Below are 17,193 nucleotides of genomic sequence, written 5' to 3'. Positions count from 1 at the left end.
CGCGAAGGGAGTCTCCCAGATGAATCATCCTGCCCGAAAAGGCTCGATCAGCCTGTTGGCCGGCGCGATGCTGCTGGCCAGCGCGACTGCCTTCGCCAATGCGGAGCCAGCGAAGCCCGCAACCGTGGCCAAGGAACTGCAACAGGCCAAGACCTACACCGTCAGCAGCGCACCGACCGCGCCACTGGAACTGGCCACGCCGAAACTGCCGGACGTGTCCGGCTACACCGCCGAGGCCGTCGCGGCAAAAATCGTGCGCAGCAAACCGGGCAAGATCAGCGTGCGCCGGATGATGCAGGAAGACGCGCTCAAGGACTTCATCGGCGGTGACAACAAGATGGCCGAGTGGGTGGTGCGTCAGCACGGGATCCCGCAGGCGATCTTCGTCGACGACGGTTACATGAACCTCAAGGACCTGGCGCAAAAGGTGCCCAAGCAGTACTTCAGCGAAACCTCGCCGGGAGTGTTCCTGGCGAAGTTGCCGATTGTGGTCGGTAAACACGGGATCCTTGAAATCGATAAACAGACCCAGGAATTGCGCCTGTCCCAAGAGGCCGGTTCGTTCCTGGTCAACGACGGCCAGTTGTTTGTGCGTGACACCAAAATCACTGGCTGGCGCGAGAAGGACAACGGCCCGGCGACATTCAAATCGCCCAAGGAATTCCGTCCGTTCCTGCTGGCCTGGGGCGGCACCGAGACCTACATCGCCAACAGCAAGATGGCCAGTTTCGGTTACGCCAACAGTAAGTCGTACGGCGTGAGTATTTCCCAATACACGCCGAACATGGCCAAGGTGCTCAAGCGTCCTGAACCGACCGGCTGGATCGTCGGCTCCGAATTCTCGGACATGTGGTACGGCTTCTACTGCTATGAAACCAGCAACTTCGTGGTCAAGGGCAACACCTACAAAGACAACATCGTCTACGGCATTGACCCGCACGACCGTTCCCACGGTCTGATCATTGCCGACAACACGGTGTACGGAACCAAGAAGAAGCACGGGATCATTATTTCCCGTGAGGTCAACGACAGCTTCATCTTCAACAACCGCAGCTACGACAACAAATTATCGGGCCTGGTGATCGACCGTAACAGCGTCAACAACCTGATCGCCCACAACGAGATCTACCAGAACCACACCGACGGCATCACCCTCTACGAGAGTGCCGACAACCTGTTGTGGGGCAACAAAGTCGTCAGCAACCGCCGTCACGGCATCCGCATTCGTAACAGCGTGAACATTCGCCTGTACGAAAACATCGCCATGGCCAACGGCCTGACCGGCGTCTACGGCCACATCAAGGACCTGAGCAACACCGACCGTGACATCAAGCTCGACCCGTTCGACGCGCAGGTGTCGTTGATCGTGGTGGGCGGTGAATTGGCGGCCAACGGCAGCGGCCCGCTGTCCATCGACTCGCCGCTGAGCGTCGAGTTGTATCGCGTGTCCATGCTCGCCCCGACCAAATCCAGCGGCATCAGCTTTTCGGGGATTCTCGGCGAGCGTCAGGATGAAATTCTCGATTTGCTGGTGCGCCAGCAGAAAGCCGTGCTGATCGACCCTGTCGAACGCCAGACCGAAATGCAGGACTGAGGATAATTTTATGCACCCACACTTGATCAAATTACTCAGCCTGTCGGCCCTGACCGCCGGCATTCTCGCGGCCAGTGGCGGCGCGCGTGCCGATGAGGCGCAGGCGCCCAAGTTCAGCGCAGAACCGTGCTGCAGCCTGTGCCCCGCCGCCCACGACGCGAAGAACTACACCACGCGTTATCAGCAGAATTTCACCACGCTGGTGCAGGCCCAGGGCGACTGGTTGTTCCGTACCCAGGAAGACTTGCGCACCGAATTCGACACCACCCCGGCCGGCTACAAACGCATGAAGCAACTGCACGATGCGTTCAAGAGCAAAGGCGTGGAGCTGGTGATTGTGTACCAGCCGACCCGTGGCCTGGTGAACCGTAACAAGCTCAACCCGGCCGAGAAAGCCAGCTTCGATTTCGACAAGGCCTTGAAGAACTACAAGTCGATGCTCGGTCGTTTCGCAGCCATGGGTTACGTCGTGCCGGACCTGTCGCCGCTGACCAACGAGGCGTTGCCCGACACCCTGCCCGCCCACGATTTCTACTTCCGTGGCGACCAGCACTGGACGCCGTACGGTGCTCAGCGCACGGCGAAAGTCGTCGCCGAGAAGGTCAAGCAATTGCCTGAGTTCGCCGCCATTCCCAAGCGCGAATTCGAGACCAAAAAGTCGGGTCGCATGGGCAAGACCGGAACATTGCACAACATGGCGGGTCAACTCTGTGGCACCAGCTACGCGATCCAGTACATGGATCAGTTCACCACCGAGCCCAAGGGCGAAGCGGGCGACGGCGACCTGTTCGGCGATTCCGGTAATCCGCAAATCACCCTGGTCGGTACCTCCCACAGCGGCAAGAACTACAACTTCGCCGGTTTCCTCGAAGAGGCCATCGGCGCCGACATTCTCAACGTGGCGTTCCCCGGCGGTGGCCTGGAAGGTTCGATGCTGCAGTACCTGGGCAGCGACGAATTCCAGAAGAACCCGCCGAAGATTCTCATCTGGGAATTCTCGCCGCTTTATCGCCTAGACCAGGAAACCATCTACCGCCAGATGATGGCGCTGCTGGACAACGGTTGCGAAGGCAAAGATGCACAAATGGCCGGCAGCACCACCCTGAAGCCGGGCAAAAACGAACTGATGGTCAACAGCAAAAACCTCGACCTGCGTAACAGCAGTCACCAGGTCGACATCCGCTTCGCCGACACCTCGGTGAAAACCCTGCAAGCCACCCTCTGGTACATGAACGGTCGCCACGAGGACATCAAGATCGACAAACCGGAAACCTCCGACACCGACGGGCGTTTCGCCTTCGAGTTGCGCACGGACGAAGACTGGGCCTCGCAGAACCTGCTGGCCGTTGAAATCCAGGGCCCCGAAAAAGCCGGGACCGCGCCACAGAAAGTCGAAGCGAAAATCTGCAAACGCAACGTATTCCCGAGCGCTGAGCAACGTACCGCTTCGGCCGGGCAATGAGGTCTGCTATGCGAAATCCGAAACTGAAACATCTGTTGGCACCGACGCTGTTGAGCCTGGCGATGTTTGCGGGCGCCACCCAAGCGGCGGCGCCATTGCGCCCGCCACAGGGTTACTTCGCACCGATCGAGAAAGTCAAAACCGGCGACAAGAGCGAAGGCTGCGATGCCATGCCGACGCCCTACACCGGCTCGTTGCAGTTCCGCAGCAAGTACGAAGGCTCGGACAAGGCCCGTTCGACCCTGAACGTACAGTCTGAAAAAGCCTTCCGCGACAGCACCGCCGACATCACCAAAATGGAACGCGGCACCAGCAAGCGCGTGATGCAGTTCATGCGTGACGGTCGTCCGGAACAATTGGAGTGCACGTTGAACTGGCTCACCGCCTGGGCCAAGGCCGATGCGTTGATGTCCAAGGACTTCAACCACACCGGCAAGTCGATGCGCAAATGGGCGCTGGGCAGCATGGCGTCTTCGTACATTCGCCTGAAATTTTCCGACTCACGTCCGCTGGCCAATCATCAGCAAGAGTCGCAGTTGATCGAAGCCTGGTTCAGCAAGATGGCCGATCAGGTGGTCAGCGATTGGGACAACCTGCCGCTGGACAAGACCAACAACCACTCGTACTGGGCCGCGTGGTCGGTGATGGCCACGTCCGTCGCCACCAACCGCCGCGACCTGTTCGACTGGGCGGTGAAGGAATTCAAGGTCGGCGCCAACCAGGTCGACGCCGACGGTTATCTGCCCAACGAACTCAAGCGTCAGCAACGGGCGCTGGCCTATCACAACTACGCCCTGCCGCCGCTGGCGATGATCGCCAGTTTCGCCCAGGTCAACGGTGTGGATTTGCGTCAGGAAAACAACGGCGCACTGAAACGCCTCGGTGATCGTGTGCTCGCCGGGGTGAAAGACCCGGATGAGTTCGAGGAAAAGAACGGCAAGGAACAGGACATGACCGACCTGAAGGTCGACTCGAAATTCGCCTGGCTCGAACCGTTCTGCTCGCTCTACACCTGCGCGCCGGATGTGCTGGAGAAGAAGCATGACATGCAACCGTTCAAGACCTTCCGCCTCGGCGGCGACCTGACCAAGGTCTACGACCCGGCCAATGAAAAGGGCAAGGGTTCTTAACGCAAATCCTTTGTAGGAGCCGGCTTGCTGGCGATGGCGGTATGACATTCACCATCGATGTCGACTGATCTGCCGCCTTCGCCAGCAAGCCGGCTCCTACAAGGGATCGCGGTGGCTTGAATGCAATACATCCCCCCGGTTTTTCGTGGGGGGTTTGGGGGGGCCGTTGGCCCTTGACTGTTGGTTCAAACATGGAGAGATCGGGATGGTATTTTCATCCAACGTGTTCCTGTTTCTGTTCTTGCCGATCTTCCTCGGCTTGTACTACTTGAGCGGGCAACGCTATCGCAATTTGCTGCTGCTGATTGCCAGCTACATGTTCTACGCCTGGTGGCGTGTGGACTTTTTGGCGCTGTTCGCGGCCGTCACGCTGTGGAACTACTGGATCGGCCTGAAAGTCGGTGCCGCTGGAGTACGGACCAAACCGGCGCAGCGCTGGCTGCTGCTCGGCGTGGTCGTCGACCTGTGCATCCTTGGCTACTTCAAGTACGCCAACTTCGGCGTCGACAGCATCAACGCCATGATGACGTCGGTCGGCCTGGAGCCGTTCATCCTGACCCACGTGCTGTTGCCGATCGGGATCTCGTTCTACATTTTCGAGTCCATCAGCTACATCATCGACGTCTACCGTGGTGACACCCCGGCGACCCGCAACCTGATCGACTTCGCGGCGTTCGTGGCGATCTTCCCGCACCTGATCGCCGGCCCCGTGCTGCGTTTCCGCGACCTGGCCGATCAGTTCAACAACCGCACCCACACCCTCGACAAATTCTCCGAGGGCTGCACGCGGTTCATGCAGGGTTTCATCAAGAAGGTCTTCATCGCCGACACCCTCGCGGTGGTGGCCGACCATTGCTTCGCCCTGCAAAACCCGACCACGGGCGATGCCTGGCTCGGCGCGCTGGCCTACACCGCGCAGTTGTATTTCGACTTCTCCGGTTATAGCGACATGGCCATCGGCCTGGGCTTGATGATGGGTTTCCGTTTCATGGAAAACTTCAAACAGCCGTACATCAGCCAGTCGATCACCGAGTTCTGGCGCCGCTGGCACATCAGCCTGTCGACCTGGCTGCGTGACTATCTGTACATCACGCTGGGCGGCAATCGCAAAGGCACGCTGATGACCTATCGCAACCTGTTCCTGACCATGCTGCTCGGTGGTCTGTGGCACGGCGCGAACATCACCTACATCGTCTGGGGTGCGTGGCACGGCATGTGGCTGGCGATTGAAAAAGCGCTGGGCCTGAACACTTCGCCACGTAGCATCAACCCGATCCGCTGGGCGCTGACCTTCCTGCTGGTGGTGATGGGCTGGGTGATCTTCCGCGCAGAGAACCTGCACGTTGCCGGTCGCATGTACGGCGCGATGTTCAGCTTCGGCGACTGGTCGCTGTCGGAACTCAACCAGGCCAGCCTCACCGGCCTGCAAGTGGCAACGCTGATCGTGGCCTACGTGACCCTGGCGTTCTTCGGCATCCGTGACTTCTACAGCAATCAGCCGCCTGCCAAGACCAAGCCTGCGGTGAATGTCGACAGCGACGGCCCGGCCGCCACCGAACCGGGTCTGATCAAAGCCGCGCCTGGGGATAACCCGGCGAGCATCCATCAGCCTGGCTACACCGTCGGCATTGACGCCCAGGTGCAACCGGCCTACTGGACCGCTGACTGGTCGCGCTACGTCATGCGTGCGCTGGTGTTGCTGCTGTTCATCGCCTCGATTCTCAAACTCTCGGCGCAAAGTTTCTCGCCGTTCCTTTACTTCCAGTTCTGAGGGATCTGACCATGACCCGCTCATTACGCATCTTCTACATCGCCCTGTTCATGGTGACGCTGCTCGCCCTGGGCGTGTGGTCGGTTCGCAGCTTCATGGGTTTCAGCACCAACGCCGATGCGACGGTGCTCAACGGCCGCTGGACCAAGGCCGTGGAAACCCACTACGACGACGAATTCCCGATCAAACGCCTGGGCACCAACCTCTGGGCCGCGCTGGATTTCAAACTGTTCAACGAAGGTCGTCCGGGCGTCGTGCTCGGTCGCGATCAGTGGTTGTACAGCGATGAAGAATTCCACCCGGTGGTCAACGAAGAGCTGAACCTGCAAGGCAACTACGCGCTGGTCGAAGGCGTGCGCCAAACGCTGAAAGCCAAAGGCGTGCAACTGGTGATGGCGGTGGTGCCGGCCAAGGTGCGCCTGTACCCGGAACACCTGGGTGAAGTGAAACCGGCCAGCATCCACGCCAACCTCTACACGGATTTCCACCAGCGCCTGGCCGCTGACCGGATTCCGGCACCGGACTTGCTCGGCCCGCTGCAACAAGCCAAGCAGAACGGCCAGCAAGTGTTCCTGCGCACCGACACGCACTGGACGCCGCAAGGCGCCGAGATCGCCGCCAACCGTTTGGCCAAGACCATTGCCGACACGTACCCGTTGAGCGGCGAACCGCAGCGCTTCGTCACCGAGCCTGCCGAAACCATCACGCACAAGGGCGACCTGCGTCTGTTCCTGCCATTGGACCCGCTGTTCGAAAACCTGATGCCCAAGCAAGAGCCCTTGCAGAAGCGCAATACGGTCGCGGCTGAAGATCAGCCCGCCGGCGACGACGCGCTGTTCGCCAACACCGAAGTGCCGGTGGCCCTGATCGGCACCAGCTACAGCGCCAACCCCAACTGGAACTTCGTCGGTGCGCTCAAACAAGCGCTGAACAGCGACGTGGTCAATTACGCCGAAGACGGCCACGGCCCGATTCTGCCGATGCTCAGCTACCTCAAAAGCGACGCTTTCAAGAACAGCCCGCCACAAGTGCTGATCTGGGAGTTCCCTGAACGATATCTGCCTGTGAACAACGAAATCGGCGACGCCGACCCGCAGTGGGTCGCAGAGCTTAAACAAGCCGGCGCTCGCCAACAAAACGTAGCCATCAACACTAAATCCGAGACGCCCGACCGGGCGCAAAACTGAAAGAGAGAGGTACTACCATGACTTTCAAGACTACTCCTCGTCGTCTCGCCAAGACCTTTGCACTGGTTGCTGGTATGAGTGTGCTTTCGATGCAGGCCTTCGCCGCTGGCGACTCCGCGCTCTACGGCCCGACCGCCCCGAAAGGCTCGTCCTTCGTGCGTATCTTCAACGCCAGTAACGCCGAAGTCAGCGCCACCGTCGGCAGCACCAACCTGAGCGATGTCGCGCCGTTGGCCAGCAGTGACTTCAGCTTCATGCCGGGCGGCGACTACAGCGCCAAGGTCGGCAGCCAGACCCTGCCGGTGAAACTGGCCGGCGATCACTATTACACCCTGGTCAACAACGCCAGCGGCGCGCCGCAACTGATTGAAGAGCCGCCGTTCAAGAACAAGCAGAAATCCCTGGTGCGCGTGCAAAACCTCAGCGACAAGGCGCTGACCCTGAAAACCGCCGACGGCAAGACCGACGTGGTACCGAACGTTGCGCCCAAGGGCCGTGGCGAGCGTGAAATCAACCCGGTCAAAGTCAGCCTGGCGCTATACGATGGCGCAACGAAAGTCGGCGACGTGAAACCCGTCGCCCTGGAACGCGGTGAAGCGGCAGTGCTGTACGTCACCGGTAACGGCAGCAGCCTGTCGCCAGTCTGGGTAAAACGCCCGGTCTCGACGCGCTAACACATTTTCAGAATTGACCCGGCTCTCTGTGGGAGCCGGCCTGCCGGCGATGCAGGCCACTCGGTTTTTCCGATGTACCGAGGTGGCGCCATCGCTAGCAGGCTAGCTCCCACAAAGGCCTAACCAAACGATTTGCAAGGAGTAACAACATGATTCCGGTGATCTTGTCAGGTGGTAGCGGTTCGCGTCTTTGGCCGCTTTCGCGTAAGCAGTTCCCTAAACAATTCCTGGCCCTGACCGGCGAGCACACTTTGTTCCAGCAAACCCTGGAACGCCTGGTGTTCGACGGCATGGACACGCCAATCGTGGTCTGCAACAAGGACCACCGTTTCATCGTCAACGAGCAGTTGGCCGCGCGCAAACTCGAAACCCAGCGCATCCTGATGGAACCGTTCGGCCGCAACACCGCGCCGGCCGTGGCCCTGACTGCGATGATGCTGGTCAATGAAGGTCGCGACGAGCTGATGCTGGTGCTGCCGGCCGACCACGTGCTCGAAGACCAGAAAGCCCTGCAACGCGCCCTGGCCCTGGCCACCGTCGCAGCCGAAAACGGCGAAATGGTGCTGTTCGGCGTACCGGCCACCAAACCGGAAACCGGTTACGGCTACATCAAGTCGACCAACGATTCGCTGCTGCCTGAAGGCATCAGCCGTGTTTCGCACTTCGTCGAAAAACCCGACGTGAAACGTGCCACCGAGTACGTGCAATCCGGCGGTTACTTCTGGAACAGCGGCATGTTCCTGTTCCGCGCCAGCCGCTTCCTCGAAGAGCTGAAAAAACACGATCCGGACATCTACGACACCTGCCTGCTGACCCTCGAGCGCAGCCATCAGGATGCCGACACCATCACCTTCGACGAAGCCACCTTCGCCTGCTGCCCGGACAACTCCATCGACTACTCGGTGATGGAAAAAACCCAACGCGCCTGCGTCGTTCCATTGACCGCTGGCTGGAGCGATGTCGGTTGCTGGTCGTCGCTGTGGGAAGTGAATGCCAAAGACGCCAACGGCAACGTCACCAAAGGCGACGTGGTGATCCAGGACAGCAAAAACTGCATGATCCACGGCAACGGCAAACTGGTGTCGGTGATCGGCCTGGAAAACATCGTCGTGGTCGAAACCAAGGACGCCATGATGATCGCCCACAAGGACAAGGTCCAAGGCGTGAAACAGATGGTCAACACCCTCAACGAACTGGGCCGCACTGAAACCCAGAACCATTGTGAGGTCTATCGTCCGTGGGGCTCCTACGACTCGGTGGACATGGGCGGCCGTTTCCAGGTCAAGCACATCTCGGTCAAACCGGGCGCGTGCCTGTCGCTGCAGATGCACCACCACCGCGCCGAACACTGGATCGTGGTCAGCGGCACGGCTGAAGTGACCTGCGATGAGAACGTGTTCCTGCTCACCGAGAACCAGTCGACCTACATTCCGATCGCTTCGGTGCACCGCCTGCGTAACCCGGGCAAAATCCCGCTGGAGATTATTGAAGTGCAGTCGGGCAGCTACCTGGGCGAAGACGATATCGAGCGGTTTGAGGATATCTATGGTCGCTCGACGCCAATCGAGCGTGGCGTGTCGGTGAAAACCATCGCGCAGTAAACCTGCAGTTAAAAAGAAGCCCCCATCCAGGCCACTGCGTCCCCTATCCGCAGTAGTTTGGGTGGGGGCTTTTTTTTCAGATTTTTGTATTGCCTCCACCGACCCCATCGCTGGCAAGCCAGCTCCCACAGGTTTCAGCGGTGAACACCTATCTTGTGAACACCCGCAAACACTCTGGGAGCTGGCTTGCCAGCGATTAGGCCGGCACAGACACCATAACAATCAGCCCATCGCCAACCCCACCTGCGCTTAGGTAGGATGGTCTCCTCTACTCCCGAGGTTGGCGCGTCATGTTTATCGGCATCCTGCTGGTCATTACCTGGCTGATCCTGCTACTGCGCTACCCAGCCAAAGCCTTGCCCGTCTCGGTTGCCGCTGCTGTGGGGCTCGGCATCGTCGCCACTTGGGTCATCTGGATGGACCACCGCGAGCTCAAGCAACTGCAACGCCTGGAGCTGCGCATCAGTTATACGCCGCAGCACTGCCCTCCCGACCGTCCGCTGCAATTGACCATGAACAATGGCAACGACGTGCCGTTGACCGAATTGCGCTGGCGAGTCGCGGCTTATGCACCCGGTGACACGGTCAATCTGGCCGACAATCAATACACTGCCCCACGCTATCGCGGTCCCGGCGAATTACAGGCCGGTGGCCGTTGGGAAGACTGCCTGCCCATGCCACCGCTGCGCCCCGGCTACCGTCCGGAAACCCTGGAGTTTCGCGCCGAGCGTTTGCAGGGTAGTTTTTCCGATTGATCCCTCCCCCTTTTTTTGCACAAGGAATGCGCCATGCCCGTTGCGTTGATTACCGGTTGTTCCAGCGGCATCGGCCGTGCCCTCGCGGATGTGTTCAAGGCTGCCGGCTACGAGGTCTGGGCCAGTGCGCGCAGGACTGAAGATGTTGCCGCGCTGAACGCTGCCGGATTCACGGCCGTGCGATTGGACGTTAACGATGGCGTGGCACTCGAAGCGCTGAGCAAACGTATCAACCACGAGCGCGGTGGGCTCGATGTGCTGATCAACAACGCCGGGTATGGCGCGATGGGGCCGTTGCTCGATGGCGGCGTACCGGCGATGCAGCGTCAGTTTGAAACCAACGTGTTCTCTATCGTCGGCGTGACTCGCGCGATGTTTCCTGTGCTGCGCCGGACCAAAGGGATCGTGGTCAACATCGGCAGCGTGTCGGGCATTCTGGTCACACCTTTCGCCGGCGCCTACTGCGCGTCGAAAGCCGCCGTGCATGCCTTGAGCGATGCCTTGCGCATGGAATTGGCGCCGTTTGGTATACGGGTCATGGAAGTCCAGCCGGGCGCCATCGCCTCCAGTTTCGCCAAGAACGCCGGCCATGAAGCCGAACAACTGATCAGCGAACAATCGCCGTGGTTTCCGCTGCGTGAAGGCATTCGCGCCCGAGCCAAAGCCTCGCAGGACAACCCGACCCCGGCCAGCGAGTTTGCTGCCGGCTTGCTCAAGGCAGTGCAGCAGGACAAGCCACCGCGACTGATTCGCCTGGGTAATGGCAGCCGGGCGTTGCCGTTGCTGGCGGGGTTGGTGCCCAAAGGTTTGCTGGAATCCGGGTTGATGAAGCGGTTCGGGTTGCGTGGGCAGCTCTGAAACCGTGTCGACCCCATCGCGAGCAGGCTCGCTCCTACATTGAAATGCGTTTCCCTGTAGGAGCGAGCCTGCTCGCGATGTCGTCAGAACAAACGCCGCCAAAAATTCAGGAAACAGCACAATGACCGACTACACCGACTACACCAACTACTTCGACGAAGTCATCCAGGCCCACGTCGCCATCGAACAATGGCTGGCCGAAGAACGCGACCCGTCCGAACTCGACAATCTGCTGTCGCGCTTTTCGCCTCGGTTCTCCATGGTCTCGCCCTTGGGCCGGGTACTCGACTTTGATGCGCTGAGCGAACTGTTCTCGCTCGCGGGCGGCAAGAAACTCGGGTTCCGCATCGAACTCAGCGAACTGCGTGGCATTGCGCTGCACGACGGTGGCGCAACCGTGAGTTATCGCGAGCAACAGACCGATGCGACCGGGCAGCACTCGGATCGTCGCTCCACGGTTGTGTTCGAGAAGCACGCCGATGGCCGGGTGATCTGGCTGCATTTGCAGGAGACGTTTTACAAAGCTTGACCCGTTACTTTTGTACGTGACGTCGCTACAGCACAGCAGAAACAAACTCAAACACACATTGCCGCCGCCCCTCTCGCCAAACGCCCCCCTGACTTATAACTTGTTAACAGCCCGTCAATTAACGGGCTTGAGACTTCAAATAAAAAACTCAACTTAAATCCACTGAAAAATAAACTAAAGGCAATAATATGGACATTATTGATCAACACTCTTTTTCCACCCCTGCTGCACGCGATCCAAACTTTGGTGAGGACGGCGTCATTACGTTATTCAATCTGAAGCACGCACTTGATCTCGACAGGCATGTGAAAGGTATACAGGTACTGGCCAACGACAAACTACTTGTGGGTGCCTGGCTCGCCCGTGATCTTAAAGGACTGTACGGTCTGGCACGCTTCAATCCGGATGGCAGTGTCGACACTGCATTCGCCGACAACGGCCTGGTTCATGGCAACTTCGCTGGTGGCTACGACTCGGCGGGCGGCAGGCTTGCCGTACAGCCGGACGGGCGCATTCTGATGCTGGGCTGGTCGCGAAAAGCAGACAGCAACAGCCCGAAACGGCTCGTGATCTGCCGCTTCGAAAAAGAAGGTGCGGTTGATGAAAGTTTTGGCCGACAAGGCTGCGTCATTATTGACAACAGCACCCTCGGCGAACTTGTCAATGACAGCAGCACGCTGCAACTACACGAATGCGGAAAGATCATCATCGGCGCAACTTACCGAAACGGCGACACTTCCACGGGGCTGGTAGTTCGCATTGACACCCATGGCAACCTGGACAAAACCTTCAATAAAACCGGCAAGCTCGAAATAAGACACACGGCCTTCAGCGCCACTTCAGTTCATGCACTACTCGCGCAAATCGACGGCAAAGTTCTGGTCGCGGGCAGCGCTGTCAATGCCGTCCCAGAGACGCTCGGATATGTAGCGCGTTACTTGCAAAACGGCGAACTCGATCTCGACTTTGGCGGTGAGGAAATGCCCGGTTTTTCCACACTGAACATTCCCAATGGCAGCGTGGCTATTCATGATCTGGTCGCTACAGGCGGGGGCAAGGTTGTTGGCATTGGCCAGGCCAGCACCGCCGTCCGAAACTGGGGTCTGCTGGCAGGTCTGGACTCCACCGGCAACCCACACCCGTCGTTCAATGGTGGTCGACCGGTCCTGACGCAATTCGATGCCGAGCATGGTAACGAATGGGTCTGCGGCCATCAGCAGTCGGATGGAAAGATCGTCACTGCCGGCGGAGCCCGACGCCTATACACGGCGCGTTATCAGGCCAACGGTTTGATTGACCGAAGTTTTGGTGAACATGGCTGCATCCAGGAAGATACGGCATTAGTCACCACGCCGGCTCAACTGCAAATCCAGGCCAATGGCCGGATTCTGTTGGCCGGCAACACACTTGGACTGGGTGGCGCTCTGGGTCATGTTTACGGTTATCTGCACCCTGAACAGGCTAGCGACTGACCGGCCCACTCCCCGCACAATGTCATGCTTTTCAAAAGGATTTTGAGATGACCAAACTGCTGAATATCAAAATGGATAATTTTGTAAACGAGATCAAAAAAGGGGTGCCGGCGACATTCGGCTTCACCCTTGAAACCGATGGTGCTCCGCCGCCTGTGGGTTCGCGTTTGCAGTTCAGGGTTTCAAAGGATGTGACACTGCTGCACGCCTCCATGCCGATTAATGGCGCGCAATTAGTTGTAAACGAACACTTCAGGTATTCCACTATCACGATTACGGATGTGCAGACACAGGGGTGGAATGCTCGACGTACGCTGACACTGCGGTCTGATAAAAACCTGCAAGAATCATCTGTCGCCGAGTTGTGCGGGATTGTTTACTACCAACCCACCTACCAGGAAAGTCTCTACTGCCCTGTCCTGGTCAGGCACATCGAAGCGCTGAATATTCAAACCCGCCAGGTGTTCAACGGTGCATGGCAGGACGAGGTTACCCAGGGCTGGATTTACAGCTATGACGTCATCCTGCGCGCTGTTGACCGCGCCTGCACCCAATGGGGATTTTCCAGCGCTGGCTTGCCGCCAGGTACGAAAATTCATGCCAAAAACTGGCTGGAGACGGCGCATGACGGTTCAGAGGGTGTGATTGAATTAAACACGCCTGCAAGCGACCAGTACCTGCTGGAGCCGGGCAACGATTTGACGGTATCCATTCAAGTGCTCTATCCGCTGGCAACGGAGCAAGACCCTGCACTTCGCAGCCTGCCTAATCTCGTGGCCAATCCACGTTGAAAGCCCCCCCCAAAAACACCTCTATCCAGCAGGATAGAGGTGTCGCTTACCGCTCAACTTCTGACTTCACCACCACCGTACACGTAATCCCCGCTGCCAACAGCACACCCTCCGGCACTTCATCGATGTGTATCCGCACCGGCACCCGCTGTGCCAGACGCACCCAGTTAAAGGTCGGGTTCACATCCGCAATCAGCTCACGGCTCTCCGGGTTGTCGCGGTCGTAGATGCCGCGCGAAATACTTTCCACATGGCCCTTGAGCACTTCGCCGCTCATCAGTTGCATGTCGGCTTTGTCACCGACGCGCACGTGGGGCAGCTTGGTTTCTTCGAAGAAGCCGTAGACCCAGAACGAGTTCATGTCGACCACGGCCATTTTCGCTTCGCCAATGCGCGCGTAATCACCGCGATGGACGTTGAGGTTGGTCACGTAACCGTCCACCGCCGCGCGCACTTCGGTGCGTTTGAGATTGAGTTCGGCGGCTTCCAGTTGTGCCTGGGCGTGCTGGTAATCGGCCAGTGCCGAGTCGGCGATGTTGCTGGCGTCGTCGCGGTTTTCCCGAGAGATCACCAGGTTGTCCAGATCGGCGCGGCGATGGGCGTTGACCTTGCGCATCTCCCACGTGGCCTTGCGCGAGGCGACCAGGCTCTGCGCCTGCTTGACCGCCAGGCGATAGTGCTCGGGATCGATCTGCATCAACAGGTCACCCTTCTTCACCAACTGGTTGTCACGCACCGGCACGTTCACCACTTCGCCGGTGACGTCGGCGGCGACATTGATGATATCGGCGCGTACCCGACCATCGCGGGTCCAGGGTGTGTTCATGTAGTGCTCCCACAGGGAGCGGCCGATCCACAGCGCCAGGGCTAGTACCAGCAAGGTCGCGAGCAGGCTGAAAAGCTTTTTCATCGGGACGTTCTCAACGGTAGACAGTCAGCGCCAGTGCGCCGAACAGACAGGTAAACAGACTCAGGCGCAGCAGCGCCGGGTGCCAGAAGAAGCGGTACAGATCGAAGCCGGACAGGAAGCGGTCGAGCGCCCAGGCCAACGCTGCAGCGATGAAAAACATCAGGGTCATGGTCGGCATGTAGACGCCGTGGAAGGCGATTTCACGAGGCATGTTCAAGTCCTTCAGGCTTGGCGATGGCGTAGGCGGCGAGTGGTGATTGCGGGTCCAGCAACGAGGTGCGGATGAAGTGCAAATAGCTTTTCACCCGACGCAGCGCCGAGGTGTCGAAGTGCGGGGCGAAGGGTTCGTCCGTCGACTGCACACGGCTGATCGCGTGATCGACCGCGACCAGTGCACGTTCCAGATTGTTGCTGCCCGGTTGCAGGAACAACCGCACCAGCGCCCGCCCCATCACCCGGATCGCCTGGCGCCACGGCTGGGATTCGGCATACGCCGGATGCACCGGCAGAATCGCCTGTTCTTTGCGTAACTCGATGATCGCGTGGCCGACTTCCAGCACCACGAACATCCAGCGCAGCAGGTCGCGCTGCACGTGCGGCTGCCCTGCGGCCAGGCCGTAAGCCTGATGCAAAAGGTCGCGGGTGCGGCTTTCGAAACTCGACGCCAGCCCCTTGAGTTTGCCGCTGATGGCGTACACCACCTGACCCCGCAGATCCTGCTCCAGCCGACGCCATAACCAGCGACTGTTCGGCGGTAAAATAATCGCCCCGGCCGCCGCGCACACCAGCATGCCGAGCACCATGGCGATGTAGTCGTTGATGAAGGTGTACGGGTTGTAGACGGTGAGGTTGTCCGGCACTGAGCCGGTGCTGAAAAAGATCAGCAATCCGAGGCCGACACCGGCGTATTGCGGGCGTGAGCTCAGGAACGATCCGAGCACGATCACCGGCGCCAGCATCACGCACAACAGGGGAAAACCGTCGATCCACGGAAAGATGAAAAACATCTCGACGAAACCAATCAACGCCCCGAGAAACGTACCGCACGCCATCTGGAAGGCCATGCGTTTAGGGTTCGGCGTGGCGGCCGACAGGCCCACGGTGGCGGCGGCGATCAGGGTCATGGTTGCGCCGCTCGGCCACGCGGTGGCGACCCAATAGCTGCCCAGCACCACCAGAATGAACGCCGCGCGAATCCCCGATGCGGCCGCGGCCATCCAGTTGGTTTGCGGGGTGAACGGCTCGTCCCATTGCTCCCGCGCATGGCTGTGATCGGCGAGGGACGCGTGGGTCTGTGCATAACTGTGCAGGTCGTCGACGAAGCGATAAAGCAACTCGTACGCGGTGTGGAAATCCAGTTGCTCGGCGTCGCTCGGCTCGCTCTCCTGGAACGTCGCCCGCAGGCTGCGCACTCGCGCCGGCAGGCCTTCCTTGTAAACGGTCAAAGCCGTGACCAGGCGCGCCGCATCGGCGCTGGTCAGGGAACGACCACTGTAGCCGTCGAGCACTTCGGCCAGGTCCTGCAAACCCGGTTTGATCGCCGCCACGACCTGATCCGCCGCGCTGTTGCGCAGGCGTTCGAGCAATTGATGCAAAGCGTTGAAACGCGTGGTGATGCCCATGAACTCGCTGTTCAAGCGACTGAGCCGACCGTTGCGCCGACGCATGTGCGGGTCTTCAAACACGGTGACACTGCGCAAACCTTCCAGGCCCACCGCTTCGGCGATGAAACGCACGTTGCCCGCCTCGAACGCATCCCGTTGACTGCGTCCGCGCAAGCCGTCGGTGACGAACAGGGCAAACACGCCGAAGCGCTGATACAAGGCGTTGTGCATCGCGGCGCTGGCGGTTTGCGGCAGGATCGCGGCGCTGACCAGGGTCGCGCAGAGAATCCCCAGGGAGATTTCCAGCACCCGCCACACCGCCGCCATGAACGCGCCGTCGGGATGCGCGAGCGCGGGCAATCCGACCATCGCAGCGGTGTAGCCGGCAAGTACAAAACCGTAAGCGCGAAAGTTACGGTAACGCGCGGCACCGGCCGAACAAATGCCGACCCAGATCGCCAGCGAGCCGAGGAACAATTCGGTGTTCTGCGCAAACAAGGCAATCAGCGCGACCATCACCGTCGAGCCGGCCAAGGTGCCAAGAAAACGGTAGAAACTCTTGGCGAACACCTGACCGCTTTGCGGCTGCATAACGATGAACACGGTGATCATCGCGGTACGCGGCTGCGGCAATTCCAGACGCATCGCCAGCCACAGCGTCAGGAACGCCGCGATCAGGACCTTGAAAATGTAGACCCAGGTCACGCCATCACTGCGCGCCCAGTCGAAGAAACCCCGGCGCCATTCAAGGGAATACAGCCAGCGCAAAGGTGCGGGCAAGGGGGTCATGAAATCCTGCTCAATTAAAAAAGGTCTGGGATGAGGCAAATCCTGTGGCGAGCGAGCTTGCTCGCG

General features: G+C 59.5%; 15 protein-coding genes. 12 read left to right on the top strand and 3 right to left on the bottom strand.

The window, feature by feature from the left end:
* Positions 1–19 precede the first annotated feature (19 nt).
* From algG to QYH43_RS14690, 12 genes are all read left to right on the top strand, one after another.
* Positions 20–1,594, top strand: a complete 1,575-nt coding sequence (algG, locus tag QYH43_RS14745; RefSeq protein WP_301157275.1) for a mannuronan 5-epimerase AlgG — start codon at positions 20–22, stop codon at positions 1,592–1,594.
* A 10-nt stretch (positions 1,595–1,604) separates the two neighbouring features.
* Positions 1,605–3,056 (top strand): alginate O-acetyltransferase, encoded by a 1,452-nt coding sequence (locus tag QYH43_RS14740; protein WP_301157274.1) that lies wholly within the window; start codon positions 1,605–1,607, stop codon positions 3,054–3,056.
* Between the two features lie 8 nt (positions 3,057–3,064).
* Positions 3,065–4,186, top strand: coding sequence for a mannuronate-specific alginate lyase (locus tag QYH43_RS14735; protein WP_301157273.1), 1,122 nt, complete (start codon positions 3,065–3,067; stop codon positions 4,184–4,186).
* 205 nt (positions 4,187–4,391) lie between these two features.
* The gene (locus tag QYH43_RS14730) at positions 4,392–5,957 is read left to right on the top strand and encodes an MBOAT family protein (protein WP_095056991.1); all 1,566 of its coding nucleotides are present in this window, start codon (positions 4,392–4,394) and stop codon (positions 5,955–5,957) included.
* A gap of 11 nt (positions 5,958–5,968) precedes the next feature.
* Entirely contained in the window at positions 5,969–7,144 is a 1,176-nt protein-coding gene (locus QYH43_RS14725) for an alginate O-acetyltransferase (RefSeq protein WP_095056990.1), read from the top strand.
* A 17-nt stretch (positions 7,145–7,161) separates the two neighbouring features.
* A complete protein-coding gene (locus QYH43_RS14720; RefSeq protein WP_095056989.1) occupies positions 7,162–7,818 on the top strand; it encodes an alginate O-acetyltransferase AlgF in 657 nt (218 codons plus the stop codon).
* A 149-nt stretch (positions 7,819–7,967) separates the two neighbouring features.
* A complete protein-coding gene (locus QYH43_RS14715) occupies positions 7,968–9,419 on the top strand; it encodes a mannose-1-phosphate guanylyltransferase/mannose-6-phosphate isomerase (protein WP_095056988.1) in 1,452 nt (483 codons plus the stop codon).
* Positions 9,420–9,709: 290 nt separating this feature from the next.
* Positions 9,710–10,174 (top strand): multidrug transporter, encoded by a 465-nt coding sequence (locus QYH43_RS14710; protein ID WP_301157272.1) that lies wholly within the window; start codon positions 9,710–9,712, stop codon positions 10,172–10,174.
* 33 nt (positions 10,175–10,207) lie between these two features.
* A complete protein-coding gene (locus QYH43_RS14705; protein ID WP_301157271.1) occupies positions 10,208–11,032 on the top strand; it encodes an SDR family oxidoreductase in 825 nt (274 codons plus the stop codon).
* Between the two features lie 121 nt (positions 11,033–11,153).
* Positions 11,154–11,561 carry a DUF4440 domain-containing protein gene (locus QYH43_RS14700; RefSeq protein ID WP_095056985.1) on the top strand — a complete coding sequence of 136 codons (408 nt, stop codon included), beginning with the start codon at positions 11,154–11,156 and terminating at the stop codon, positions 11,559–11,561.
* Positions 11,562–11,749: 188 nt separating this feature from the next.
* On the top strand, positions 11,750–13,033 hold the full coding sequence (locus QYH43_RS14695) for a hypothetical protein (protein ID WP_301157270.1): 1,284 nt from the start codon (positions 11,750–11,752) through the stop codon (positions 13,031–13,033).
* Positions 13,034–13,080: 47 nt separating this feature from the next.
* A complete protein-coding gene (locus tag QYH43_RS14690) occupies positions 13,081–13,824 on the top strand; it encodes a hypothetical protein (protein WP_301157269.1) in 744 nt (247 codons plus the stop codon).
* 46 nt (positions 13,825–13,870) lie between these two features.
* Here the strand turns inward: QYH43_RS14690 and QYH43_RS14685 are convergent, their stop codons facing one another.
* The 3 genes from QYH43_RS14685 to QYH43_RS14675 are packed head-to-tail and all read right to left on the bottom strand — an operon-like array spanning position 13,871 to position 17,127.
* On the bottom strand, positions 13,871–14,734 hold the full coding sequence (locus QYH43_RS14685; protein ID WP_095056982.1) for an HlyD family secretion protein: 864 nt from the start codon (positions 14,732–14,734) through the stop codon (positions 13,871–13,873).
* Between the two features lie 10 nt (positions 14,735–14,744).
* Positions 14,745–14,945: a DUF1656 domain-containing protein gene (locus QYH43_RS14680; protein WP_007896379.1), complete on the bottom strand. Its 201-nt coding sequence runs from the start codon at positions 14,943–14,945 to the stop codon at positions 14,745–14,747.
* Positions 14,935–17,127, bottom strand: coding sequence for an FUSC family protein (locus QYH43_RS14675; protein ID WP_095056981.1), 2,193 nt, complete (start codon positions 17,125–17,127; stop codon positions 14,935–14,937). Before QYH43_RS14675 ends, QYH43_RS14680 begins: the two co-directional genes overlap by 11 nt.
* Positions 17,128–17,193 lie beyond the last annotated feature (66 nt).

The sequence above is a fragment of the Pseudomonas sp. C32 genome, assembly GCF_030417915.1.
Taxonomy (GTDB): Bacteria; Pseudomonadota; Gammaproteobacteria; order Pseudomonadales; family Pseudomonadaceae; genus Aquipseudomonas.
The sequence above is the reverse complement of the archived record's forward strand: the minus strand, read 5'-3'. Positions and strand labels throughout refer to the sequence as shown.

Coding starts and splice junctions, on each gene's coding strand:
- algG (WP_301157275.1), top strand. CDS start 20: ATGAATCATCCTGCCCGAAAAGGCTCGATCAGCCTGTTGGCCGGCGCG.
- QYH43_RS14740 (WP_301157274.1), top strand. CDS start 1,605: ATGCACCCACACTTGATCAAATTACTCAGCCTGTCGGCCCTGACCGCC.
- QYH43_RS14735 (WP_301157273.1), top strand. CDS start 3,065: ATGCGAAATCCGAAACTGAAACATCTGTTGGCACCGACGCTGTTGAGC.
- QYH43_RS14730 (WP_095056991.1), top strand. CDS start 4,392: ATGGTATTTTCATCCAACGTGTTCCTGTTTCTGTTCTTGCCGATCTTC.
- QYH43_RS14725 (WP_095056990.1), top strand. CDS start 5,969: ATGACCCGCTCATTACGCATCTTCTACATCGCCCTGTTCATGGTGACG.
- QYH43_RS14720 (WP_095056989.1), top strand. CDS start 7,162: ATGACTTTCAAGACTACTCCTCGTCGTCTCGCCAAGACCTTTGCACTG.
- QYH43_RS14715 (WP_095056988.1), top strand. CDS start 7,968: ATGATTCCGGTGATCTTGTCAGGTGGTAGCGGTTCGCGTCTTTGGCCG.
- QYH43_RS14710 (WP_301157272.1), top strand. CDS start 9,710: ATGTTTATCGGCATCCTGCTGGTCATTACCTGGCTGATCCTGCTACTG.
- QYH43_RS14705 (WP_301157271.1), top strand. CDS start 10,208: ATGCCCGTTGCGTTGATTACCGGTTGTTCCAGCGGCATCGGCCGTGCC.
- QYH43_RS14700 (WP_095056985.1), top strand. CDS start 11,154: ATGACCGACTACACCGACTACACCAACTACTTCGACGAAGTCATCCAG.
- QYH43_RS14695 (WP_301157270.1), top strand. CDS start 11,750: ATGGACATTATTGATCAACACTCTTTTTCCACCCCTGCTGCACGCGAT.
- QYH43_RS14690 (WP_301157269.1), top strand. CDS start 13,081: ATGACCAAACTGCTGAATATCAAAATGGATAATTTTGTAAACGAGATC.
- QYH43_RS14685 (WP_095056982.1), bottom strand. CDS start 14,734: ATGAAAAAGCTTTTCAGCCTGCTCGCGACCTTGCTGGTACTAGCCCTG.
- QYH43_RS14680 (WP_007896379.1), bottom strand. CDS start 14,945: ATGCCTCGTGAAATCGCCTTCCACGGCGTCTACATGCCGACCATGACC.
- QYH43_RS14675 (WP_095056981.1), bottom strand. CDS start 17,127: ATGACCCCCTTGCCCGCACCTTTGCGCTGGCTGTATTCCCTTGAATGG.